The sequence below is a fragment of the Aminobacter sp. AP02 genome (assembly GCF_003148805.1).
Lineage (GTDB): Bacteria > Pseudomonadota > Alphaproteobacteria > Rhizobiales > Rhizobiaceae > Aminobacter.
Window position 1 is genome coordinate 19,329 of record NZ_QGGX01000021.1, and the last position, 22,911, is coordinate 42,239.

The 22,911-nt window shown below is 62.5% G+C and carries 21 protein-coding genes, 1 tRNA gene and 1 riboswitch; of the genes, 9 read left to right on the forward strand and 13 right to left on the reverse strand.

Features of this window, described 5'->3' with window-relative positions; translation table 11 throughout:
* The first annotated feature begins 231 nt into the window (after positions 1-231).
* The gene (gene hemA / locus C8K44_RS22315; RefSeq protein WP_109577976.1) at positions 232-1,509 is read left to right on the forward strand and encodes a 5-aminolevulinate synthase; all 1,278 of its coding nucleotides are present in this window, start codon (positions 232-234) and stop codon (positions 1,507-1,509) included.
* Between the two features lie 73 nt (positions 1,510-1,582).
* On the opposite strand, the gene C8K44_RS22320 is transcribed toward hemA, so the two are convergent.
* Positions 1,583-2,749: a pyridoxal phosphate-dependent aminotransferase gene (locus tag C8K44_RS22320; protein WP_109578024.1), complete on the reverse strand. Its 1,167-nt coding sequence runs from the start codon at positions 2,747-2,749 to the stop codon at positions 1,583-1,585.
* Between the two features lie 126 nt (positions 2,750-2,875).
* Positions 2,876-3,292, reverse strand: a complete 417-nt coding sequence (gene mscL / locus C8K44_RS22325; protein WP_109578025.1) for a large conductance mechanosensitive channel protein MscL — start codon at positions 3,290-3,292, stop codon at positions 2,876-2,878.
* 236 nt (positions 3,293-3,528) lie between these two features.
* Between mscL and C8K44_RS22330 the strand changes: the two genes are divergently transcribed.
* A complete protein-coding gene (locus C8K44_RS22330) occupies positions 3,529-7,023 on the forward strand; it encodes a PAS domain-containing hybrid sensor histidine kinase/response regulator (protein ID WP_109577977.1) in 3,495 nt (1,164 codons plus the stop codon).
* A 7-nt stretch (positions 7,024-7,030) separates the two neighbouring features.
* Here C8K44_RS22330 and C8K44_RS22335 read toward each other — a convergent pair whose 3' ends face one another.
* Positions 7,031-7,687, reverse strand: coding sequence for a response regulator transcription factor (locus C8K44_RS22335; RefSeq protein ID WP_109577978.1), 657 nt, complete (start codon positions 7,685-7,687; stop codon positions 7,031-7,033).
* Between the two features lie 154 nt (positions 7,688-7,841).
* Positions 7,842-8,279 carry a hypothetical protein gene (locus tag C8K44_RS22340; RefSeq protein ID WP_199227178.1) on the reverse strand — a complete coding sequence of 146 codons (438 nt, stop codon included), beginning with the start codon at positions 8,277-8,279 and terminating at the stop codon, positions 7,842-7,844.
* Between the two features lie 113 nt (positions 8,280-8,392).
* Here C8K44_RS22340 and C8K44_RS22345 point away from each other — a divergent pair, with 113 nt between their 5' ends.
* A complete protein-coding gene (locus C8K44_RS22345; protein WP_109578026.1) occupies positions 8,393-8,740 on the forward strand; it encodes a DUF952 domain-containing protein in 348 nt (115 codons plus the stop codon).
* Positions 8,737-9,813, forward strand: coding sequence for a quinone-dependent dihydroorotate dehydrogenase (locus C8K44_RS22350; RefSeq protein WP_109577980.1), 1,077 nt, complete (start codon positions 8,737-8,739; stop codon positions 9,811-9,813). Before C8K44_RS22345 ends, C8K44_RS22350 begins: the two co-directional genes overlap by 4 nt.
* Here the strand turns inward: C8K44_RS22350 and C8K44_RS22355 are convergent.
* Entirely contained in the window at positions 9,789-11,147 is a 1,359-nt protein-coding gene (locus tag C8K44_RS22355) for an MATE family efflux transporter (RefSeq protein WP_109577981.1), read from the reverse strand. The two genes, C8K44_RS22350 and C8K44_RS22355, sit on opposite strands and share 25 nt — an antisense overlap.
* A gap of 117 nt (positions 11,148-11,264) precedes the next feature.
* Here C8K44_RS22355 and C8K44_RS22360 point away from each other — a divergent pair, with 117 nt between their 5' ends.
* Complete coding sequence (locus tag C8K44_RS22360) at positions 11,265-12,161, forward strand: histone deacetylase (protein WP_109577982.1); 897 nt, start codon at positions 11,265-11,267, stop codon at positions 12,159-12,161.
* Positions 12,162-12,221: 60 nt separating this feature from the next.
* Here C8K44_RS22360 and C8K44_RS22365 read toward each other — a convergent pair whose 3' ends face one another.
* Both C8K44_RS22365 and C8K44_RS22370 read right to left on the reverse strand, forming a co-directional pair.
* Entirely contained in the window at positions 12,222-12,485 is a 264-nt protein-coding gene (locus C8K44_RS22365) for a DUF6460 domain-containing protein (protein WP_109577983.1), read from the reverse strand.
* A gap of 110 nt (positions 12,486-12,595) precedes the next feature.
* Positions 12,596-13,576, reverse strand: a complete 981-nt coding sequence (locus C8K44_RS22370; protein WP_109577984.1) for a UDP-glucuronic acid decarboxylase family protein — start codon at positions 13,574-13,576, stop codon at positions 12,596-12,598.
* Positions 13,577-13,673: 97 nt separating this feature from the next.
* On the opposite strand from C8K44_RS22370, the gene C8K44_RS22375 reads away from it, so the two are divergent.
* Positions 13,674-14,966: a glycosyltransferase family A protein gene (locus tag C8K44_RS22375; protein ID WP_158282776.1), complete on the forward strand. Its 1,293-nt coding sequence runs from the start codon at positions 13,674-13,676 to the stop codon at positions 14,964-14,966.
* A gap of 56 nt (positions 14,967-15,022) precedes the next feature.
* Positions 15,023-15,096: transfer RNA gene (locus tag C8K44_RS22380), tRNA-Gly, on the forward strand.
* A 34-nt stretch (positions 15,097-15,130) separates the two neighbouring features.
* Here the strand turns inward: C8K44_RS22380 and C8K44_RS22385 are convergent.
* From C8K44_RS22385 to C8K44_RS22395, 3 genes are all read right to left on the reverse strand, one after another.
* On the reverse strand, positions 15,131-15,331 hold the full coding sequence (locus C8K44_RS22385) for a hypothetical protein (protein ID WP_109577986.1): 201 nt from the start codon (positions 15,329-15,331) through the stop codon (positions 15,131-15,133).
* A 194-nt stretch (positions 15,332-15,525) separates the two neighbouring features.
* Positions 15,526-16,254, reverse strand: a complete 729-nt coding sequence (locus C8K44_RS22390; protein WP_348626350.1) for an ABC transporter substrate-binding protein — start codon at positions 16,252-16,254, stop codon at positions 15,526-15,528.
* A 159-nt stretch (positions 16,255-16,413) separates the two neighbouring features.
* A complete protein-coding gene (locus C8K44_RS22395) occupies positions 16,414-17,502 on the reverse strand; it encodes a 2'-deoxycytidine 5'-triphosphate deaminase (protein ID WP_109577988.1) in 1,089 nt (362 codons plus the stop codon).
* A gap of 72 nt (positions 17,503-17,574) precedes the next feature.
* Positions 17,575-17,652: riboswitch (SAM riboswitch) on the forward strand.
* Between the two features lie 41 nt (positions 17,653-17,693).
* Here C8K44_RS22395 and C8K44_RS22400 point away from each other — a divergent pair.
* Together C8K44_RS22400 and apaG are read left to right on the forward strand one after the other, a co-directional pair.
* A complete protein-coding gene (locus C8K44_RS22400; protein WP_109577989.1) occupies positions 17,694-18,887 on the forward strand; it encodes an O-succinylhomoserine sulfhydrylase in 1,194 nt (397 codons plus the stop codon).
* A 179-nt stretch (positions 18,888-19,066) separates the two neighbouring features.
* Positions 19,067-19,459, forward strand: coding sequence for a Co2+/Mg2+ efflux protein ApaG (apaG, locus tag C8K44_RS22405; protein WP_109577990.1), 393 nt, complete (start codon positions 19,067-19,069; stop codon positions 19,457-19,459).
* Positions 19,460-19,462: 3 nt separating this feature from the next.
* Here apaG and C8K44_RS22410 read toward each other — a convergent pair whose 3' ends face one another.
* The 3 genes from C8K44_RS22410 to C8K44_RS22420 all read right to left on the reverse strand — a co-directional run bounded on the left by C8K44_RS22410 (position 19,463) and on the right by C8K44_RS22420 (position 22,703).
* Entirely contained in the window at positions 19,463-20,455 is a 993-nt protein-coding gene (locus C8K44_RS22410) for an Hsp33 family molecular chaperone (RefSeq protein ID WP_109577991.1), read from the reverse strand.
* A 121-nt stretch (positions 20,456-20,576) separates the two neighbouring features.
* Positions 20,577-21,494 (reverse strand): ornithine carbamoyltransferase, encoded by a 918-nt coding sequence (argF, locus tag C8K44_RS22415; RefSeq protein ID WP_109577992.1) that lies wholly within the window; start codon positions 21,492-21,494, stop codon positions 20,577-20,579.
* 15 nt (positions 21,495-21,509) lie between these two features.
* On the reverse strand, positions 21,510-22,703 hold the full coding sequence (locus C8K44_RS22420; protein ID WP_109577993.1) for an aspartate aminotransferase family protein: 1,194 nt from the start codon (positions 22,701-22,703) through the stop codon (positions 21,510-21,512).
* Between the last annotated feature and the right edge of the window lie 208 nt (positions 22,704-22,911).

The following is a 22,911-nucleotide window of genomic DNA, read 5'->3' on the forward strand; positions in this document are numbered from 1 at the left end:
TAACTCCGCTTCAGATTTCGCTTTTTCTCTCTAACGCAAAAGATCGGGCAAATGCGAGGCGGCCTGCGCACGGATCATTCTGTCGCGGCCGGGTTTGATCCACATCAAGGGACTTTTCGGCGTTCCATGATCGTTTGGGACGTCGAGGGCGTGGCATTTTGACCAAAAACGGTTGATGGACGCCGAACCGGCCGTTGATTATGCTCGCGGTTGAAAAATTGGGACGTCCACATGAACTACCAACGGTTTTTCGAAGAAGCGATCGACCAAATCCACGCCGAACGCCGTTATCGCGTGTTCGCCGATCTGGAGCGCATCGTAGGCAAGTTCCCGCGCGCGATCTGGCGTTCCAACGGTCGAGCGCAGGAAATTACCGTGTGGTGCTCGAACGACTATCTCGGCATGGGCCAGCACCCGGACGTGGTGACGGCGATGCAGAAGGCAGCCGGCAACATGGGCACCGGTGCAGGCGGCACGCGCAACATTTCCGGCAACAACCATCCGCTGGTCGAGCTTGAGCACGAGCTCGCCGATCTCCACGGCAAGGAAGCCGGCCTCGTCTTCACGTCGGGCTTCGTCTCCAACGAAGCCGCGATCTCGACCATCGCCAAGCTCCTGCCCAATTGCCTGGTCCTGTCCGACGAACTCAACCATGCCTCGATGATCGAGGGCGTGCGCCGCTCGGGCGCGGAAAAGAAGATCTTCCGTCACAACGACGTGGCTCATCTTGAAAGCCTGCTGCAGGCGGCAGGCCGCGAGCGCGCCAAGCTGATCGTGTTCGAAAGCGTCTACTCGATGGACGGCGACATCGCGCCGATCAAGGAGATCGCCGACCTCGCCGAGAAGTACAATGCGATGACCTACATCGACGAGGTCCATGCGGTTGGCATGTACGGACCGCGCGGTGGTGGCATCACCGAGCGCGAGGGCCTGGCCCATCGCATCGACATCATCGAGGGAACCCTGGCCAAGGCGTTTGGAACGCTGGGCGGCTACATTACAGGCACCCGGGCTTTGGTCGATGCCGTTCGTTCCTACGCACCAGGCTTCATCTTCACCACCGCCCTGCCGCCGGCGATCGCGGCGGCGACCACCGCATCGATCCGCCATCTCAAGAACTCGCAGGCAGAGCGCGACGCACAGCAGCGCCAGGCTGGGCACGCCAAGCAGGTGCTCGCCGGTGCGGGGCTCCCCGTCATGGAGTCACCGACGCACATCGTGCCGATCCTGGTCGGCGATCCCGAGTTGTGCAAGATGGCCAGCGACCGCCTGCTCGGCGTCCACGGCATCTACATCCAGCCGATCAACTATCCGACAGTGCCGCGCGGCACAGAGCGCCTGCGCATCACGCCGACGCCGTTCCACGACGACGCGCTGATCGAGTCGCTCAAGGATGCGCTGGTCGAGACGTGGAATGCGCTCGGCATCCCATACCGCACCGCGGGCCATACCGGGGTTGCCAAGAGCGAACGGATCGTCCCGTTGCTGGTGCCGCAATCAGGCGGCTGAGCGGCAAGCCAACTTATCAAAAGGCCCGAAACCGGATCGGTTTCGGGCCTTTTTTGTTCGCAGAACTATCCGCCTATTGCGCGTTGATCCACTTCGCCAGCCGGTGCGAGGCTTCCTCGACCTGGTCGAGACGCCGGTGGAAGCAGAGTCTGAGAAAACCTTCGCCGCCGGCACAGAAAGCAGTGCCGGGCGCAACGCCGACAGCCGCCATGTCGACGATGTCGAAGGCGGCCGCCTCGGCATCCTTCATGCCATCCACCGAGAAGAACAGGTAGAAAGCGCCGGGGGGCACGCAGAAGCGGACCTTGCCAGTATCGCCCAGAACCTTGCAGACGATGTCGCGTGCCTGCTGGGCACGTTCGACCTGCGAGACGATGAAGTCGTCGCCTTCGTCGAGCGCAGCGATCGCACCGCGCTGCATGAATTGCGCCACGCCCGAAGTCGAATATTGGACCAGGTTTTCGAAGGTGCGGGTGAGCGAAGGATGCGAGCGCAGCCAGCCGACGCGCCAGCCGGTCATCGCCCAGTTCTTGGAGAAGGTATTGACGAACAGGATCTTGTCTTCCGGATCCATGATGTCCATGAACGAGGCCGCGCGATGCCCGCCGAAATGGAACAACGCATAGATCTCGTCGGCGATGATCCACAGATTGTTCTTGCGTGCCAGCTCGAGAATGGCCTGCAGGGTTTCGCGGTCGGCGGTCCAGCCTGTCGGGTTGGACGGCGTATTGACGAAGATCGCCTTGGTGCGCGGGGTAATCGCAGCGGCGACCTTTTCGACATCGCAACTCCAGCCATTGTCGGTCATGTCGAGCAGCACCGGTACCGGCTTGACGCCGGCGACCCCCGCCGCACCAGCGAAGTTCGGCCAGGCTGGCGCGAGATAAAGCGCTTCGTCGCCAGCACCCACGGCCACCTGCAACGCCATGGTGATCGCCTGCATGCCGCCAATGGTGACGATGAACTCGTCCTCGGAAAAGTCCATGCCGAAATGGCGCTTGTGATAGCGGGCGAGCGCCTGGCGCAATTCCGGAATGCCGGCCTGCCAGGTGTAGAAGGTTTCGCCATTGGCGAGCCCGCGCGCGGCAGCCGAACTGATGAAGTCCGGTGTCGGCATGTCGCCTTCGCCGGACCATAGCGGTATGAGGCCGGCGCGGTCGCGCCCGTAGTTTGCCACTGCCTCAATGCCGCTGACGGGCGCGAGACGGGCTTCCGCGCGAACCATATCGATAAGGCTCATGATCATCCCAGGTTGAATGTCTGTTCTGGATCCAAGTCCTAGCGCGCCCGCACGAATGAAAGAACCCCCGGTGGACCAGCCAGCCGGGGGTTATTCAGCATGCCAGAGCGAGACAGCGCTCAGTCGTTACTTCTTGGCCAGCAGGTCGCGGATTTCAGTCAGCAGCACCACATCAGCGGACGGCGCGGCCGGCTCGGCAGCCTTTTGCTTCTCCAGCTTGCGTCGCATGGTGTTCACGCCCTTGACCATCAGGAAGATGATCCAGGCAAGGATCAGGAAATTGATGACCACGGTGATGAAATTGCCGTACGCGAAGACTGGTCCCTGTTTTCTTGCCTCCGCCAGCGAAGTCGCGGTCACCGCATCCGAAAGCGGGAGGAAATAGTTCGAGAAATCCGCGCTTCCAGCCATGCCGATGATCGGCATGATGATGTCGGCGACCAGCGACGACACGATGAGGCCGAAGGCGCCGCCGATGATGACGCCGACGGCAAGGTCCATCACATTGCCTTTGGAAATGAATTCCTGGAATTCCTTGAGCATAGAACCCTCCTTGTCGTGGTCCGCGAGACGGCGAATCGAGACACCCTGCCTGCCGCCAATTGCCGCCACCATAGCAAAAACCGCCAGTTGCAAAACCCGGCAATGTCGACCGCCAGACGGGCGCACCAGTGACGGGCATCACCGCATGTAGGAGACAAGGATAATAGACTTGCCAGCCAAGCTGTGATTGCCTCACCTCGGAGGCAATGGGCCGTCCAAGGGAGTGAGAACTTAGAGTGCAGGGCCTGGCCGTCGTCCTCATCGCCATTGCCTATGTCACGCTTTTGTTCGCCATCGCGAGCATTGGCGATCGCCGGGCCGCCAGCTGGGGCCCGGGCCGGCCGCGGCCGTTCATCTATGCGCTCAGCCTTGCTATCTACTGCACGTCGTGGACCTTCTTCGGCTCGGTCGGGCTCGCCTCCGAGCGCGGGCTCGAATTCCTCGCCATCTATATCGGCCCGGTGCTGGTGTTCATGTTCGGCTTCCCGCTGCTCAGCCGCATCATCAAGCTGGCCAAGGCGGAAAAGATCACATCGATCGCCGACTTCTTGGGCGCGCGCTATGGCAAGAGTTTCGCAGTCGCTTCGATCGCGACGCTGATCGCTACCGTCGGCGCCATCCCCTATATCGCGCTGCAGCTCAAGGCGATTTCGGGTTCGGTCAGCCTGATGGTCGAGCACTACACCGGCTCGCCGCCCTCCTTCGATCCCTTCGTCAGCGACATCTCATTGGTCGTGGCGCTGCTGCTTGCCTTGTTTGCCACGCTGTTCGGCACCCGCCATGCCGACGCAACCGAGCATCAGAACGGGCTGGTCCTTGCGGTCGCAGTCGAGTCGATCGTCAAGTTGGTCGCTTTCCTCGCCGTCGGGCTGTTCGTCACCTTCGCCCTGTTCGACGGGCCCGGCGACATGCTCAAGAGCTTCGCCGCCACCGAGCAGGTCGGCGACGCCATGGGCTACAGCACCTCGCTCGGCACCTGGCTGGTGGTGACCGTGATCAGCGGCTTTGCCATCATCATGCTGCCGCGCCAGTTCTACGTCATGATCGTGGAGAACCGCAGCGAAAGCGAGCTGCGCACGGCGACCTGGGTCTTCCCGGCCTATCTGGTAGCGATCAACCTGTTCGTGCTGCCGATCGCCTTTGCCGGCCTGTCCACCGTAGGCACCGCAACGACGAGCGACCTCTATGTCTTGTCGCTGCCGCTGCTCAAGGGCCACGACCTGCTCGCCATGGTCGCCTTCATCGGCGGCCTGTCGGCGGCCACCGCTATGGTCATCGTGGCAAGCGTGGCACTGTCGATCATGATCTCCAACGATCTCGTCATACCGATCTTCGTGCGCCGGCTGATCAAGATCAAGTCCGGCGATACCGAAGATTGGTCGGCGATCATCCTCAACATCCGCCGCGCCTCGATATTCATCATCCTGTTCGTCGCGTTCCTTTATTATCGCGAAAGCACCAACAACACGCGGCTCGCCTCCATAGGTCTGATGTCGTTTGCGGCCATCGCCCAGTTTGCACCGTCCTTCATCGGCGGCCTGATCTGGCGCCGTGCCAATGCGCGCGGTGCCGCCCTCGGCATGGCCGCCGGCATCGCCGTGTGGTGCTACACGCTGATGCTGCCAACGCTCGCGGGCCCGGACACCTCGATCATCACGATCGGGCTTTTCGGCATCGAGGCACTCAGGCCGCAGGCGCTGTTCGGCACGGTCGCAGAACCGCTCAATCACGGCGTTCTGTGGAGCCTTGCGATCAACGCGCTGTTCTTCTTCTTCGGCTCGCTGTCGCGCGCCTCAGTGCCGCTCGAGCGCATCCAGGCATCGATCTTCGTGCCACGCGACGCAAGCCCGATGCCTTCGCTGCGCCGCTTCCGCACCACCATCACGGTCAACGACCTCAAGGACACCATTGCGCGCTATCTCGGCGTCGAACGCACCGAACGCTCGTTCCAGACGTTCCAGAACGAAAGCGGCAGCAAGCTCAACGGCAATGATCCGGCCGGCATGGACGTCATCCGCTTTTCGGAGCAACTGATGGCAAGCGCCGTCGGCTCGTCCTCGGCGCGGCTGATCCTGTCGCTGCTGTTCAAGCGTGGCGACAACTCCTCGAAAGACACGTTCCGCTTGCTCGATGACGCCACCGAGGCGCTGCAGCACAACCGCGACCTCCTGCAGATCGCGCTCGACCAGATGGAGCAAGGCATTACCGTCTTCGACCAGGATTTCCGCCTGATCTGCTGGAACCGCCAATACCGCGCACTTTTCGATTTGCCCGACGACATGGGCCAGGTCGGCGTTTCGATCGACCGCATCCTCGGCTATCTCGTCGCGCGCGGCGATATCCCGCAAACCTCGCGCCTGACGACCCTCAACCGCCTGACCAGTTTCGGAGGGCCCTGGCAGATCGAGCTGCAAACCAGCGGCAGGATCATCGAGATGAGCTCCAACCCCATGCCCGATGGCGGCATCGTTGCGACCTACACGGACATCTCCGCGCGGGTCGCGGCCGATCTGGCACTGAAACGGGCCAATGAGTCGCTGGAGCAGCGGGTGAAGAACCGCACCGCCGAACTGACCCGGGTCAACGAGGAACTGGCCCAGGCACAAATGCTCGCCGAAGAGGCCAATCTCGGCAAGACGCGCTTCCTCGCCGCGGCAGGCCACGACATCCTGCAGCCGCTCAACGCCGCCCGGCTCTACTGCTCGTCGCTGATCGAAAAGGCAGCCAAGGGCAACGCCGGCATTGCCGCCCGCAATATCGAATCCTCGCTTGAATCGGTCGAGACTATCCTGGGCGCCGTGCTCGACATTTCCAGGCTCGACGCAGGTGCGATGAAGCCGGCCGAAACAGTGTTCCGCCTCGATGGACTGCTGCGCCAGATCGGCACCGACTTCCTGCCCATGGCACGCGCCAAGAACCTGGAACTGGTGATCGTGCCATCGACCTCGACCGTCAATACCGACCGTAACCTGTTGCGCCGGCTGATCCAGAATCTGGTGTCCAACGCGATCAAATACACCCGCACCGGTCGCATTCTCGTCGGCGTCAGGCGCCGCGGCGAACTCGTCGAAATCCAGGTGATCGATAGCGGAATCGGCATCGCCGCCGACAAGCTTGGCACCGTCTTCCAGGAGTTCACGCGCCTCGATGACGGTGCGCGCGAGGCGCAGGGCCTTGGGCTGGGCCTGTCGATCGTCGACCGTATCGCGCGCGTGCTCAAGCTCGAGATCCAGATCGAATCGCACAAGGGGCAAGGCACGCGGTTTTCAGTGATCCTGCCCGTCACCACCGCTGCGGAACTGCCGGCCGCGACGACGGCCCGCCCCCGCATCCAGGCTGCGGCGGCGCTGAGCGGGCTGACGGTCGTGTGCATCGACAACGATCCCCGCATCCTTGAAGGCATGCGGCTGTTGCTCGAAGGCTGGGGTTGCAGCGTTCGAACCTACTCCGGGTCACAAGCGTTCGAGGCCGACCAGACGGCAGGGCCGGCACCGGAGATCATTCTTGCCGACTATCACCTCGACGGCGAAAACGGCCTCGACGTCATCCGCACCCTGCGCGGCGCTTATGGCGAAGCGGTCCCGGCGGTTTTGATCACAGCCGACCGTTCCAACGAAGTGCGCGCGGCGGCCGACCAGATCGACGTCGCGGTGCTCAACAAGCCGCTAAAACCCGCCGTGCTGCGATCGATGATGAACCGGATGCGGCGCATGGCCCACGCCGCCGAATAGTCTTGCCCTATGCCGACGCACGCGGTTCGCCGCCGATCTTGGACAGCAGGATGACGGCCTGTGTACGGCTATCGACGCCGAGCTTTTGCAGGATCGCCGACACATGCGCCTTGATGGTGGCTTCCGACACGCCGAGTTCATAGGCGATCTGCTTGTTGAGCAACCCCTCGGCCAGCATGCCAAGCACCCGCGTCTGCTGGGGGGTCAGCGATTGCAGCCGCTTGATCAGGTCGGAAATTTCGGGGTCCCGCTCGACGCCGAGATCGATGTCGCCCGGAGCCGAGATTTCGCCCGACAGCACCGCTTCGATGGCAGCTCGTATGTCGTCCATGCTCGCCGATTTCGAGATGAATCCCGAAGCACCCAGCTCAAGTGCGCGGCGGATGGTTTCGGGATCATCATGAGCCGACACGATGACCACGGGCACCGTCGCATGGATGCCGCGCAGCGAGATCAGGCCGGAAAGCCCGGAGGCACCGGGCATGGACAGGTCGAGCAGGACGATGTCGATGTCTTCATGGGCGCCAACGATCGCCTTGACGCTCTCGAAGTCGCCGGCTTCCAGCACGCTGGAAACATCGGCTAGGCCGGCAATGGCTTGTTTGAGTGCTCCGCGAAAAAGCGGATGGTCGTCCGCGATGACGAACTTGTGGCCTGCTGGCAAATATCCCTCCCGAGGTCCCGACCGTTCTGTGCGCCTTGGACCGTCGGGTGCGATTATGCGATCCGGTGCCGGCTTTTCAAGCAGTTAAAGTCAAAAGGATCACCAAAGCAGCGCTTCATGCTCAAATTTCGGTCGCAAGCACACCGGACAGTGCTCAGGTCTTGTTCGGTGCAGGTTCGGGTTGCTGCGCCTTGTCTTCCTTTTCCATGTCCTTGACGATACCCATGAAGCTACGGAAGAAGCGCTCCATGTATCCCATGCTCTTCTGGAATTCTTCTTCGGTGGGCAACTTCGATTCCATCCGGGCGGTCAGCGAATTCTCGAGCTTTAGCACGCGATCTTCAATCGTCTTGATGTCACCTTGCAGGCGGCCGATCTCGTCCTGCAGCGCCGAGCGTTCGTCGGCGGCAAGCTTGCACACCAGTTGATTGTCGCGCTCCTCGCAGATCGACATCTCGCCGGTCTGGGTGTCCATGCGGACATATCCCCTGTCGGTCTTTTCCATCTGGAACCGCTGCCCTTCGGCGGCAAATGCCGAGGTGGAACCGAGGCCAGCAAGCAGTGGAACAAACATCAATAAGGCGCGGCGCATGACTGTCTCCATTTGCGGACTGTACGAATTGTCGCGCCGCAATAGGCCCAAATTGCGGTGGGGCAAGCCAAGCCGCCCTTTCGCGCATGATGCTTTCAGCCTATAGCGCGGATATGACGAAGACCATCTACAAGATCTGCCCCGAACCGATGTGGCGGCAAGCCGAGCAGAGCGGATTTTTCCACGGCGCGCCCATCGATCTCGCTGACGGCTTCATCCACTTCTCGACCGCCGAACAGGTTGTCGAGACGGCGGCAAAGCATTTTTCCGGCCAGGACAATCTCCTGCTCGTCGCCATCGACGCCGACAGGCTCGGACCGGCGCTGAAGTACGAAGTCTCGCGTGGCGGCGCCTTGTTTCCGCACCTTTTCGCGCCGCTCGAAACGAGTGCCGCCAAATGGGTTCGTGCCTTGCCACTGACGGCCAATGGCACCCACGATTTCCCGGAGCTTGAGGCATGAGCGCATTCGACCGTCTTGGCCGGCACCTGCTGTTCAGCTTCGATGCCGAGACCGCGCACGGCATGTCGATCAAGGCGCTGCGCTGCAACCTGCCGGTGGGCGGACGCGCCCCGCGCGACGCCCGCCTGAGGGTAAGGGTCGCCGGCCTCGACATTCCCAATCCGCTCGGCATGGCCGCGGGTTACGACAAGAACGGCGAGGTGCCGGACGCCCTGCTCGGCCTCGGCTTCGGCTTCGCCGAAATCGGCACGGTGACACCGCTGGCGCAGGCCGGCAATCCCAGGCCGCGCATCTTCCGTCTCGTCGAGGATGACGCCGTCATCAACCGGCTCGGCTTCAACAACGAAGGCCATGACGCCTGCGAAAAGCGGCTCATCGCGCGCGCGGGACGACCCGGCATCGTCGGCGTCAACATCGGTGCCAACAAGGACAGTACCAACCGCATTAGTGACTATATCAGCGGCGTGAAGCGCTTCGCTCGCTACGCCTCGTATCTCACCGTCAACATCTCCTCGCCCAACACGCCGGGCTTGCGCAACATGCAGGCGCGCGAACAGCTCGCCGAGCTGCTGGCAAGTGTGATGATCGCTCGCGCCGAGGCGGGGCAGCCGGTCCCGATCTTCCTCAAGATCGCGCCCGACCTGCATGAGGCCGAACTCGAAGACATCTCGGCAGAAGTCACCGAAAAGGCGATCGACGGCGTAATCGTTTCCAACACCACCATCACCCGACCGACCCTGCGCAGCCCGACGCACACCGGTGAAACAGGAGGCCTGTCAGGCAAGCCGCTGTTTACACGTTCGACGGCTGTGCTCGCGCGCATGCGCAAGCTGCTCGGCCCACAGCGGGCCATCATCGGCGTCGGCGGCGTTGACTCGACCGAAACCGCGCTGGAGAAAATCCGCGCCGGTGCCGATCTCGTGCAGCTCTACACCGGCATGATCTATGCCGGTCCCTCACTGCCGGCGCGCATCGTGCGCGGCATGTCGGAATTCGCCGCGCGCGAAGGCCTCACGAACATCTCCGAGCTACGCGACAGCAAGCTCGATCAGTGGTCGGCGGCACCGCTTTGAAAGGTCGCCCGCGCTCGCGGCTTCAGGATCGCCAGCAGGCACACGCCGCGCACGATCAGCAGCAGGTGCAGTGCCGCCCATAGGCCGGCATTGCCGTAATGCGACGGCAGCACCAGCAGTGCCGCGACGAAGACCAGAAGCGAAATCACCATCATGTTGCGCATGTCGCGCGACCATGCGGCACCGATGAAGATGCCGTCCATCTGGAAGGCGAGCACGCCGCTCAGCGCGGTGAACGCTGCCCAAGGCAGGAAGGCGATGGCCGCGGCGCGAACATCCTCGGCCGTCGAAATCAGCGCAATGAGATCGACGCCGAAGACCATGAGTGCCGCCGTCATGCTGCCGGCCAGCGCAAAACCCCAGATCGAGCAGAGATAGACCGCCTTGCGGAAAGCCGGCTCGTAGCGCGCACCGACGGCGCGGCCGGCAAGCTGCTCGGCTGCGGCGGCAAAGCCGTCAAGGAAAAACCCGGCCGCAATGAAGAAGTTCATCAGCACTGCATTTGCCGCAAGAGTCACCGTGCCGAACTGGGCCCCCTGGCGCGTGAACAAGGCGAAGGCGACGAGCAGCGACAGCGACCTGATCATGATGTCGCGATTGAGCACGAACAAGCGCCGGAACGCCGCGGCGTCGAAGATGCGCCCGCGCGCCAGCTTCGGCTGTCCCCCGAAGCGCCGCAACAGCACGGCAAGGCCGATGACCATGCCCGCCGCCTCGCCCGCAACGGCGGCCCAGGCGACACCCTCGACACCCCATCCGAAATGCAGGCCCAGCAGGATCGAAAGCACGATGTTGACGCCGTTGAGGGTCGCTTGCAAAAACAGCGCGAAGCCGCCCTCGCCCCGCCCCAGAATGTAGCCGAGGATGGCGTAGTTGATCAGCGCAAAGGGCGCGCCCAGCATGCGGATGCGGACGTAGTGGTCGAGCGTCTCGTTGACACGCGGCTCGGCCTGCATGAACCATTGCCCGGCGAGCGAGGTCAGAGGTGCGGTCAGCGCCAGCACGATGCCGGCAATCAGCGCGATCACCACGGCGCGCCAGAAGACGGCCTGCTCTTCCGCCGCATCATTGCGGCCAAAGGCCTGGGCCACGAGGGCGGTCGTGCCCGCTCGCAGGAAGTTGAAACTGGTGAAGACCACGTCGAAGGCGACGGCACCCGCGGCCAGCCCACCGAGCAAGGCGGCATCGCCGAACTGGCCGACGACGCCGGTACCGACAAGGCCGATGAAGGGCGTCGTCAGATAGGCAAGGGTCATTGGCACGGCAATCGCCAGCACCGAGCGGTTGGTGACGGAAAAAGGCGTCACGCGGCCCTCTGGCGATACGCTGTCCAACGAATTCCTCCCTGTTGCCGAATCTCCCGTTCGGGCACATGCCCCGGTTTCCCTAACGCCCGCAACCATTTAAGTTGCCGATCCAATCGAATTGGTCCGCTGGTTCAGCAGTCATCCATGCCGCTTCAGATCGTCAGCCATCCCGACTATGACGCCGGTTTCGCGCCGGAGCATCGTTTTCCAATGAGCAAATACGGCCATCTCATGGATCGGCTCGGCGAACTTGGCCTGATCGGCGGCCTCACCCAGGCAGAACCGATCGCGGCCGCTAGGCTTCATCTGGCCCATGACGCCGACTACGTCGGACAGGTACTGGCCTGTTCCGTGCCCGCGCATATCGAGCGCGAGATCGGATTTCCAGTCGGCGAGCGCGTGTCGCGCCGTGCACAGCTTGCGGCGGGCGGCACGCTGGCCGCAGCACATCTTGCGCTTGCCCACGGCGTCGCCTGCAACGCCGCCGGAGGCAGCCACCACGCGCGCCGCGCCCAAGGCGCCGGTTTCTGCACCTTCAACGACGTGGCCATCGCAGCCCTTGCACTGCTTGACGGCAGGCTCGTCGGTAGCGTGCTCGTTGTCGATCTCGACGTCCACCAAGGCGACGGCACGGCGGAAATCCTGGGCGGCAACCCAGATGTCTTCACCTTCTCCATGCATGCCGAGAAAAATTACCCGGTGCGCAAGGTCGCCTCCGGCCTCGACATTGGATTGCCCGACGGCACCGGCGACGACGTTTACCTGGAGATCCTGGTCGAAGCCCTGGCGCGGCTATCGCGGCGCGGGGAATGGGACCTTGTGTTCTACAATGCCGGCGTTGACCCGCATCGCGAGGATCGGCTCGGCCGCCTCGCCTTGAGCGACGATGGATTGCGCCGACGCGAGCGCATGGTCATCGAGCACTTTCGCGATGCCGGCATTCCGCTGTGCGCCGTAATCGGCGGTGGCTATTCGACCGACGTCGCAGCGCTGGCAGCACGCCACGCGATCCTGTTCGAAACGGCAAGCGCCTTCGCCTGAGCATTATCCCGGAACAGGGCAGCCCTTTCCCGAAAGGATCGTGCTCAAGCAAGATGACAGCTATTTGCGGTAGCTGAACAGCCTGAGAATGATGAAGGCCGGGACGACAATCGCAGCACCCAGCAGGAAATAGCCGAGGAAGCGGTCGATGGCCCGGAAGCCCATGCGCCAGATGTCGACGAAGAAGTCGCGGATGCCGTAGAGCACATCGAAGGGGGACCAGCCGAAGGCGCTCATGACGATGCCGACGAGGAAGGAGATGACCAGGAGCTTGATGGACACCCGAAGCGGAGTGTCTCCGAGAAAACGCGTCAATCCGGACAAGTTCAGTCTCCTGCGATTCTGGCCCAACAGGGATATCGTGATAACGCCGCCTGCTTCAAGATGCGGATACCCACCATACAGGCTGGCATTTCGACTTCTTGCCTCTTGGATCAGGAAACCGGAACTGGCGCGCGCCGGGCACGCTGGCCCTCATCTTGCAGTTCCCGGAAATAAGCCACCGTACGCTGCAAGCCTTCGGTCAACGCGGTTCGCGGCTGCCAGCCCAAGGTTCCGGCCAAGGCGATGTCCGGCCGCCTCTGCCTCGGGTCGTCGACGGGCAAGGGGAAGAACTCCAGACGTGACATGCTTCCCGTCTCCGCCAGCACTGCCTTGGCCAACTCGAGCATCGAGAATTCTTCCGGATTGCCCAGATTGACAGGACCGGTAAACGCCTTCGGCGAGGCCATCAGCCTGATCAGGCCGTCGACAAGATCATCGACGTAGCAGAAAGACCGCGTCTGCGCGCCGTCGCCAAAGATCGAGATGCTGTCGCCTGCGAGCGCCTGGATGATGAAGTTCGACACGACGCGTCCGTCGTTCGGCTGCATCCTCGGACCGTAGGTGTTGAAGATCCTGGCGACCTTGATCTCAAGGTCGTGCTGGCGCTGATAGTCGAAAAACAGCGTTTCAGCGCAGCGCTTGCCTTCGTCATAACAGGAGCGCGGGCCGATGGGATTGACGTTGCCCCAGTAGTTCTCAGGCTGCGGATGAACCGTCGGGTCGCCATAGACCTCGGACGTGGACGCCTGGAGTATTCTGGCGCCGCGCCGCTTGGCGAGGCCAAGCATGTTGATCGCCCCCAATACGCTGGTTTTTGTCGTTTGCACCGGGTCGCGCTGGTAGTGGATCGGCGAGGCCGGACAGGCGAGGTTGTAGATCTCGTCGACCTCGACATGGAGGGGCAGGCACACGTCGTGGCGCAAGAACTTGAACCGAGGACGAGAGCCTAGATGCTCGATGTTTTCGGCAGCGCCGGTGTAGAAGTTGTCGACACACAAAACTTGCGCGCCGGCATCGAGCAGCTTTTCGCAAAGATGCGAACCAAGAAAGCCGGCGCCGCCCGTCACAAGTACCCGTTTACCAGGATGCATGTTGCCTTGTACTTTCGCTATTGGCGCAGGCTGATATATCGGCGTGGGCGATTTCCCAAGCCGCATCTATAAGCTCATGGTTCAAGGCCAATACCGAATGAACGACTTCGAGGGCAAGGCTTCCCGTGGGGATAGCGAGGTCGAGCATCCCGCAACAGATTTCAGCATCGGCGGCCGCAGCATCGCGCAACTGTCTGACAACGCGATCAAGCCGCCGCTCGTCAGCTTCGTCGTCATCTGCTGGAACTACGCCCAGTTTGTCGGTGCCGCGATCGACTCGATCAAGAAACAGGATTACCCGCATTTCGAATGCCTGGTCATCAACAATGGCTCGACCGACGACAGCGCCGAGGTGATTGCCAGCCACGTCGAGGGCGACAGCCGCTTCGCCGTCGCCACGCTTTCCGAAAACCTGGGACAACTGGGCGCCGCATTCTGGGCGCTGGACAAGATCAGGGGCGGTTTCGTTACCTTCGTCGACGCGGACGACGTGCTGTTTGCGAACTTTGCCTCGATGCACGTTCAGGCGCATCTGGCGCTGCCGCACAGCGTCGCCTTTACGTCTTCAAGCGTGGCGGAAGTGGATACGTTCGGCAACGCGCTGACGGCCGCGGGTGCGTGCGTCGACATCAGCGACGCGAACTTGGCGCGCGGCTTGCGCGCAGCGGACGCTACACTGCGGGTGCCGTCAGTTGCCCCTACGGATTTCGATGTCCTGTCTGCCAGGACCGCCATCCTCCCCAGACCCGTCTTCGGCTGGCATTGGGGGCCGGGCACCGCCAACATGTACCGCGCTTCCATCCTGCGTCTGGTCCGCCGAGAAGGCACCCACATGCGCTCGGCCGACGGCTACTTCAATTTCATGTGCAATGCTTTTGCCGGGAGCGCGCTGATCGATGTCATCGCCTCGGGATACCGCCTGCATGGCGCAAACTACTTCTCGGCGCGTGAACGCTCCGCCTGGCTCGTGTCGGGCGGTCCCGCTTACAATCTCAAGGCCGCGCAAGCGACACTGACGGATATCGAGTTCCTCCTGGCCAATGTCGGCAAGTACGCCTGGATGCTCAACGGCACGTTCTGGCAAGTCCTGGATCAGGTTACCAGGGAAGCACCGCGGCACCTGCGCAGGTTCTATCGCGACCCACCGCTCTTCGAGATGTTCCTGGCCCACGCGCCTCAGCTCGCGGCCGAATTTCCAGAGCGCGTTTTTTGCCGCGAAATCCTGGCGCGCTTCTCCGGCAGCCAGGCACGCAACATCTTGCGCAGGGGGCTCGGCGGAGAGCTCAACGCACGCGCCTATGGCGAAATAGCGCTGGCTCATCTGCGGAGAGCCCTTTTGGGTTTGCGGAAACGGAAATCGCGCCGTCCCCGCACCGGCATCGTTTGGTAGGATCAAGCCGTTTCCCGATTGCCGAGCCGCATCGCGAATGCTAACCAAGTGCCCGCGCGGGTATGATGTAATGGTAGCCTGTCAGCTTCCCAAGCTGAACGCGCGGGTTCGATTCCCGCTACCCGCTCCAGCAACAGCCAGAACTACGTCGAGACTACACCCTGCTACGGTCGCAGTTCCCGGGTGCGGAAACTGCTGAGATCACGCAGGTGGTGGTCCTTTTGCCCGGCTGAATAGCCGAACCTCAGGCCGCTATTGTTGTAGTAATCAGGCTGAAAGGAACTGACATAGTCGTAATTGTCCGACATGCAGCCGGACAAAGACATCGTCAGGCCGATCGCCAGCGGGATGAACACATAACGCATGGCCCTTACCTCCGATCAGGCAAATGATGCACCCGATCGGTCCAATCTGCCAGTGGGTCCCAGTAAGATTTCCAGTATTGGGCAGCGGGACAAGTATTTGAAACCAGCCGAGCCAACGCCGGCCGTGCCCGCACCAGGATATCGAACAGCCAGGCCGGACGTCATCGCCGCCCGGCCCGCCTGTATTCAGCCCATCAGTCCTTGGCGCCGTATATGTCGAAGTCGAAATATTTGGCGTTGATCTTGGCGTAGGTGCCGTCCTTGACGATGGCGTCGATCGCAGCGTTGAGCTTGTCGCGCAGGGCCGTGTCCTCCAGCCGCACGGCAATGCCCGTCTCGGAGTCGGTGCCTTTAAGATCGCCGATCATCTTGCAGCAATCCTGGCCGGTGGTCTTCATCCAGTCGACGAGCACGAACTTGTCGGCGACGACCGCGTCGAGGCGGCCGTTGGTAAGGTCGGCCACCGCCTCGTCCTGCGTCGGATAGAGCTTCACGTCTGCACCCGCCTTGGCGTAGTGGTCCTCGGCATAGATGCTCTGCGTGGTCGACGCCTGCGCACCGACCGACTTGCCCTTGAGTGCGTCGGGCTCGGGCGAGGCAAGGTCGGAATCCTTCGGGGCGATCAGCGCCAACGGCGTGGTGTAGTACTTGTTGGTGAACGAGACCTGTTTCTTGCGCTCGTCGGTGATGGTCATCGAAGCGACGATGGCATCGAACTTCTTGCCCTGCAGCGCCGGAATGATGCCGTCCCAATCCTGGGCGACGATTTCACATTCGACCTTCATCTGGGCGCACAGCGCATTGGCGATGTCGACGTCAAAGCCAACAAGCTTGCCGTCGGCAGTCAGGTTGTTGAAGGGCGGATAGGCGCCTTCGGTTCCGATCTTGAGCTTGCCGCCCTCTTGCGCCGAGGCACTCCCCATTGCCAACAGCAGCGCCGCGAAGGCGGCCGAGTATGCGAATTTCCGCGAAATCTGCATTTTCCTCTCCATTTACCAGGCGCTCTTTCCGAGCGTCCCTGGCTCAGCCAATCACAGCGGCCGGCAATGGACAAGCAGACTGAGGGATAGGCCCAGTTGACCTTAGGTCATGCGGAAATGCTTGGAGAGCTTGAGCCCCTGGGCCTGATAGTTGGAGCCGAGGTCGGTACCATAGAGCGCGCGCGGGCGCGCCAACATGTGCTCGTATACCAGGCGCCCCACCACCTGGCCGTGTTCCAGGATAAAGGGCACTTCGTGGCTGCGCACCTCGAGGACGGCACGGCTGCCTGTGCCTCCGGCGCCGGAATGGCCGAAGCCGGGATCGAAGAAGCCGGCGTAATGCACGCGGAATTCGCCTACGAGCGGATCGAAAGGCGTCATCTCTGCGGCGTAGAGCGGAGGCACATGCACGGCCTCGCGCGAGACGAGAATGTAGAACTCGTCGGGGTCGAGAACCAGTTCCTCGGCGCCGTGATTGTAGATCGGCTCCCAGAAATCGACGACGTCTTGCGCTGCACGCTTGTCGACATCGACGAGGCCCGTGTGGTGCTTGCCACGATAACCGACGATGCTGCCCGGCGCGCCGGCCAGATCGATGGACAGTGCGATGCCGCCGCCCGAGATGTTGGGCGGGTCGATCGCGACCAGCCGGTCGGACAGATGCAGGGCGTGAAGCTCTGCCTCAGAAAGCAGCGCATTGCCCTTGCGAAAGCGGATCTGCGACAGCCGCGAGCCCTTTCGTGCGACGATCGGGAATGTCCGCGGGCTGACTTCGAGGTAGAGCGGTCCGGTATAGCCAGCGGGGATCTTGTCGAACTCCTGGCCGCGGTCGGTCATCACGCGGGTGAAGATGTCGAGGCGACCGGTCGAGCTCTTGGGATTTGCGGAGGCCGAAATGTCGGCCGGAAGCGCCAGGCCTTCGAGCAGCGGCACTATGTAGACGCAGCCGGTCTCCAGAACTGCACCGTTGGTCAGGTCGATCTCGTGAAGCTTGAGGCGGTCGAGCTTCTCCGACACCAGGTGGCCGGGGCCCGGCAGGAAGCTGGCGCGGGTGCGGAATGCCGTTGCGCCAAGCCTGAGATCCAGGCTCGCAGGTTGGATCTGGTCGGCATCGAGCGGCGGCGCCAAAAGCGCGCCCGACGCGAACAATGCCGCGATATCCTGATCCGGAAGAATGCCCGACTGCCGCAATTTCTCGCTCCTATGGTACAAATGGTTTAGTCGACCCCACGATTGACGCAAGCAGGCTACGGGTCTAAAGGACTTTTATCCCGTGGTGATTTGGCCGGTCGGCTTGCAGCCACGTTAAACAAGTCGCTAAAGGGCCGTTGACGGACCGGTTGCGACTTTCGCGGCCGGTTTTTTTGTATTTGGATTTGGCTATGACCTCCGAGAAGCAGCGCAACTGGAAACCCCAGACCACCCTCATCCATGGCGGAACCCTGAGATCCGGCTTCGGTGAAACCTCTGAATCGATCTTCCTGACCCAGGGCTATGTCTACGCCAGCGCCGAAAGCGCCGAAGCGCGCTTCAAGGGCGAAAGCCCGGGTTTCATCTATTCGCGCTACGCCAACCCCACCGTCGACATGTTCGAAAAGCGCATGTGCGCCCTCGAAGGCGCTGAAGATGCCCGTGCCACCGCCTCGGGCATGGCTGCGGTCACGGCCGCGATCCTGTGCAGCCTCAAGGCCGGCGACCATATCGTCGCCGCGCGCGCGCTGTTCGGCTCCTGCCGCTGGGTCGTCGAGACGCTGGCGCCGAAATACGGCATCGAAGCGACGCTGGTCGACGGCACGCTGACCGAGAATTGGGAAAAGGCCGTCCGGCCGAACACCAAGCTGTTTTTCCTGGAAAGCCCGACCAACCCGACGCTCGAGGTGGTCGATATCGCGGCCGTCGCGGCACTTGCCAATTCGATCGGCGCGCGCCTGGTCGTCGACAACGTCTTTGCCACCCCGCTGCAGCAGAAGCCGCTCGAACTCGGCGCCCATGTCGTGGTCTATTCGGCGACCAAGCATATTGACGGCCAGGGTCGCTGCCTCGGCGGCATCATCCTGTCCGACAAGAAGTGGATCGACGAAAACCTGCACGACTACTTCCGCCACACCGGCCCCAGCCTGTCACCCTTCAACGCCTGGACGCTGCTCAAGGGCCTGGAGACGCTGCCAGTGCGCGTGCGCCAGCAGACCGAGACTGCCGCCAAGATCGCCGACTTCCTGGCCGGGCGGCCGGAAGTGTCGCGGCTGATCTATCCGGGCCGCCCCGACCATCCGCAGGCTGACATCATCAAGAAGCAGATGAGTGGCGGTTCGACCCTGCTCTGCTTCGACGTAAAGGGCGGTAAGAAGGCGGCTTTCGCCTTCGAAAATGCGCTCAACATCATCCTGATCTCGAACAATCTCGGCGATTCCAAGAGCCTGATCACCCATCCGGCGACGACGACGCACAAGAGCCTCACCGACGAGGCCCGCGCCGAACTCGGCATCGACGATGGCACGTTGCGCCTGTCGGTCGGCCTCGAAGATGCCGACGACCTGCTCAACGATATCGAAAATGCGCTGAAGGCAGCGCGCTGAGAAAAATGGCGCTCCGGCGAGCCGGAGCGCCATCCTCCGTCGGCGGGGTGAGGCGGATACGTCGGCGAGGTGAAATTGCCCGCACAATCATCACATTTGGCGTGAAAACGAAAAACGGCGGTTGACCCGCCGCCTCGCGCGGCGGACTCTGTCATTGTGCAGGCCAAGGAGCGCAGCATATGTATCGCGCGGTCACCCGCAACATCGCGGTCGAGGTCGAGCCGTTCTATCTGGAGGATCGGTCCGAGCCTTCGGAAAACCGTTATGTCTGGGGCTATCGCGTGACGATCGAGAACAACTCGGATGAGTTCGTTCAGCTTTTGTCGCGCTACTGGCATATCACCGACGCATCGGGGCGGGTCGAGGAAGTCCGCGGCCCGGGCGTGGTCGGCGACCAGCCCGAACTCAATCCCGGCGACAGCTACCAATATGCATCCGGCTGCCCGCTCGCGACACCGTCAGGCATCATGGTCGGGCGCTATACAATGCGCAACGAAGCGGGCGAGATGTTCGACGTAGCCATCCCCGCCTTCTCGCTCGACATGCCCGACGCTAGGCCCCGGCTGAACTAACCACTACTGCGCTGGCACGAACTCGGCCGGATCGAACTCGTAGGATTTGGAGCAGAATTCGCAGGCGACGCGGATGACGCCGTCCTCGACGCTTTCAGCGATCTCCTCGGCCGTAAAGCCCTTCAGGATGCCCTTGATCTTCCTGTCCGAACACGAGCATTCGTCGGCGACGCGCACGCCTTCGTAGACATGTACGCCGTGCTCGTGGAACAGCCGATAAAGCAGCCTTTCCGTGCCGACTGTCGGGTCGATCAGCTCGGTTGGCTCGATGGTCGCGGCCAGCGCCAGAAGCTCCTGCCAGGAATTGTCGTCGGGATGTATGGCGACATCGCGCTCGTCGCCGTCGCCGCCATGAATGTCCTGGACACGCCGGCGCTCGGGTGAATCAGGCAGGAACTGCGCCAACAGGCCGCCGGCGCGCCAATGCTCGCGCGGACCGCCCTCGGCAGGCAGAACAAGCTTTGCCACTGACAGACGCACGTCGGTGGGGATCTGCTCCGACTGACGGAAATAGGCGCGCGCCGCGTCTTCAAGCGTGATGCCGTTCAGTTCGACGATGCCTTGGTAGCGCTGGGTGTGTTCGCCCTGGTCGATGGTCAGCGCAAGAACACCGCTGCCGAGAAGATCCTCGGGCGAGGTCATGCCGGCACCGATCGCGGCCTCGACGCGGTCAGGGTCGAAACGTGCGTAGGCGCGCAGGGCTTGCGGCGTGGTGAAGTCGGCGACCAGCATGTCCACCGGCCCGTCGGTGCGGGTCTGGAAAATGAACTTGCCTTCGAACTTCAGCGACGTGCCGAGCAGGACTGTGACCACGCAGGCCTCGGCCAAAAGCCGCGCCACCGGTTCCGGATAGTCGTGCCGTCCGAGAATCTGGTCGAGCAATGGGCCGAGCTGGACTGTGCGGCCGCGCACGTCGAGCGGCTCCACCGCGAAGGGAACAACATGGTCGTCGCCGGCGAATCCAAATTCGCCGAGCTTGCGTTCGGTCTCAGCCACTGGAACTTATCCCATATGATTGGCTCTGCGACCCTCGGGCCAGCCGATGGTCGCAGAACAAGGCGTTAACGCCAATAGGTTGAACTGATCCCGCACCAGATAGGAGCGGCAGATCAGGCATTCAAGCGCCCAGGCACCAGGCAAGCACGGCCTTTTGCGCGTGGAGGCGATTTTCGGCCTCGTCGAAGACCACCGAGTTTGGCCCGTCGATGACCCCGTCGGTCACTTCCTCGCCGCGATGCGCGGGCAGGCAGTGCATGAACAGCGCGTCCGGCTTGGCGAGTTTCATCAAGTCGGAGTTGACCTGATAGGGCAGGAATACGTTGTGGCCACGCGCACGGTGCTCCTGGCCCATCGACACCCAGCAATCGGTGACGATGGCATCGACGCCGCGCACTGCATCTTCGGCGGAACGAGTGATCATGACCTTGCCGCCATTGGCGCGGGCCCAGTCGATGTATTTCTGTTCCGGCTCGCTGCCTTCCGGCACCGCCACGTTGACGTTGAAGCTGAAGCGGGCAGAAGCCTCGAGCAGCGAATGCAACACATTGTTGCCGTCGCCGGTCCAGGCGAAAGTCTTGTCGCGCACCGGGCCCCTGTGCTCCTCGAAGGTGAGGATGTCAGCCATCAGCTGGCACGGATGGGTGTCGTCGGTCAGCCCGTTGATCACCGGTATGGTGGCGTTCTCGGTCAGTTCGATCAGCCGCTCATGGGCAGTGGTACGGATCATTATCGCGTCGACATACCGCGACAGCACCTTGGCGGTGTCGGCGATCGACTCCGAACGGCCGAGCTGCATCTCGGTGCCGGTCAGCATGATGGTCTCGCCGCCAAGCTGGCGCATGCCGACGTCAAACGAGATGCGCGTGCGGGTCGACGGCTTGTCGAAGATCATCGCCAGCACCTTGCCTTCGAGGGGCTTGGATCGCTCGCCGGCTTTCAGGCGCGCCTTGCGCACCGCCGCATCGTCCAGAATCCCGCGAAGGTCGCTCCCGGAAAGTGCCGAGAGGTCGGTGAAATGGCGAATCCCGCTGGTCATGTAACTTCCTTGGGTTCAGCCGCCGTTGGCGGCGGCCTTGGAGAGGCTGGCAGCTCCGGCGCGAATGCGCGCCAGCGCCTCTTGGATGTCGGCGTCGGTCGTCGTCAGCGGCGGCAACAGGCGCAACACGTTCTCGCCCGCTGGCACAGCAAGCAGCTTCTGGTCGCGCAGCGCCATGTTCACCTTGGTGTTTGGCATGGCGCATTTGATGCCCAGCAGCAGGCCGGTGCCGCGGATATCCTCGATCACGTCGGGGAACTCGTCGGCGATGGCGGCCAGGCCCTGCTTCATCAGCAGCGCCTTGCGGCTGACCTCTTCGAGGAAACCCTCTTCGAGCACGATGTCTAGTACGGCGTTGCCGACCGCCATGGCCAGCGGATTGCCGCCAAAAGTCGTGCCATGGACGCCTGCCGTCATCGCCTTCGCTGCCTCTTCGGTGGCGAGACAAGCGGCGACCGGGAAGCCGCCGCCAATACCCTTGGCGATTGCCATCAGGTCGGGCGAAACGCCGGCCCACTCATAGGCGTAAAGCTTGCCCGTGCGACCGATGCCGCACTGGACTTCGTCGAAAATGAGCAGCAGGCCGTGCTTGTCGCAAAGCTGGCGCAGGCGCTTCAGTGACTGCGTCGGGAACGGACGGATGCCGCCCTCGCCCTGCACCGGCTCAAGCAGGATCGCGGCCGTCTCCGGGCCGATCAGCTTTTCCGCCGCATCGATGTCGTCGAAGGCTACCTGATCGAAACCGTCGACCTTGGGGCCGAAACCTTCGAGATACTTCGCCTGCCCGCCAGCGGCGATGGTCGCAAGCGTGCGTCCATGGAAGGCGCCTTCGAAGGTGATGATGCGATAGCGTTCCGGATGACCGTTCGCAAATTGGTAGCGGCGCGCGGTCTTGATCGCACATTCCAGCGCTTCCGCGCCCGAATTGGTGAAGAAGACACGGTCGGCAAACGAGCTTTCGGCCAGGCGCTCGGCCAGCCGGCTCTGGCCCGGGATCTGGTAGAGGTTGGAGACATGCCAGAGCTTGGCAGCCTGCTCGGTCAGCGCCTGGACAAGATGCGGATGGCTGTGGCCCAACGAATTAACCGCGATGCCACCAGCGAAATCGAGATATCGCTCGCCCTTGTCGGTGATCAGCCAAGAGCCCTCACCTCGCTCGAAGGCCAGGGGTGCACGAGCAAAGGTCTCGTAAAGCGCTGATCCGCTCATTATATGCGTCTCCGAACCCGGAAAATCAAAAAGCCGCCTCAGAGCGGCGGCCTGCGGCTATATCAGGTTTTTCTGCCATGAAGTCAACGAAAACGTCACATAAGCCGATGTGACCAAACCCGTCCGTTGCCATGCAGTCACGCCGCATCGGCAAGTTGGGGAAAACCACAAAAACCGATTCGTCACGACCCCTCGGACTCTTGTCACG

What these genes read in the sequence shown, in the direction of transcription:
- C8K44_RS22360 (WP_109577982.1), top strand. Translation starts at nt 11,265, where the DNA reads ATGCCGCTTCAGATCGTCAGCCATCCCGACTATGACGCCGGTTTCGCG.
- C8K44_RS22345 (WP_109578026.1), top strand. Translation starts at nt 8,393, where the DNA reads ATGACGAAGACCATCTACAAGATCTGCCCCGAACCGATGTGGCGGCAA.
- apaG (WP_109577990.1), top strand. Translation starts at nt 19,067, where the DNA reads ATGTATCGCGCGGTCACCCGCAACATCGCGGTCGAGGTCGAGCCGTTC.
- C8K44_RS22340 (WP_199227178.1), bottom strand. Translation starts at nt 8,279, where the DNA reads ATGCGCCGCGCCTTATTGATGTTTGTTCCACTGCTTGCTGGCCTCGGT.
- C8K44_RS22350 (WP_109577980.1), top strand. Translation starts at nt 8,737, where the DNA reads ATGAGCGCATTCGACCGTCTTGGCCGGCACCTGCTGTTCAGCTTCGAT.
- hemA (WP_109577976.1), top strand. Translation starts at nt 232, where the DNA reads ATGAACTACCAACGGTTTTTCGAAGAAGCGATCGACCAAATCCACGCC.
- C8K44_RS22400 (WP_109577989.1), top strand. Translation starts at nt 17,694, where the DNA reads ATGACCTCCGAGAAGCAGCGCAACTGGAAACCCCAGACCACCCTCATC.
- mscL (WP_109578025.1), bottom strand. Translation starts at nt 3,292, where the DNA reads ATGCTCAAGGAATTCCAGGAATTCATTTCCAAAGGCAATGTGATGGAC.
- C8K44_RS22420 (WP_109577993.1), bottom strand. Translation starts at nt 22,703, where the DNA reads ATGAGCGGATCAGCGCTTTACGAGACCTTTGCTCGTGCACCCCTGGCC.
- C8K44_RS22370 (WP_109577984.1), bottom strand. Translation starts at nt 13,576, where the DNA reads ATGCATCCTGGTAAACGGGTACTTGTGACGGGCGGCGCCGGCTTTCTT.
- C8K44_RS22375 (WP_158282776.1), top strand. Translation starts at nt 13,674, where the DNA reads ATGAACGACTTCGAGGGCAAGGCTTCCCGTGGGGATAGCGAGGTCGAG.
- argF (WP_109577992.1), bottom strand. Translation starts at nt 21,494, where the DNA reads ATGACCAGCGGGATTCGCCATTTCACCGACCTCTCGGCACTTTCCGGG.
- C8K44_RS22390 (WP_348626350.1), bottom strand. Translation starts at nt 16,254, where the DNA reads ATGGGGAGTGCCTCGGCGCAAGAGGGCGGCAAGCTCAAGATCGGAACC.
- C8K44_RS22385 (WP_109577986.1), bottom strand. Translation starts at nt 15,331, where the DNA reads ATGCGTTATGTGTTCATCCCGCTGGCGATCGGCCTGACGATGTCTTTG.
- C8K44_RS22320 (WP_109578024.1), bottom strand. Translation starts at nt 2,749, where the DNA reads ATGAGCCTTATCGATATGGTTCGCGCGGAAGCCCGTCTCGCGCCCGTC.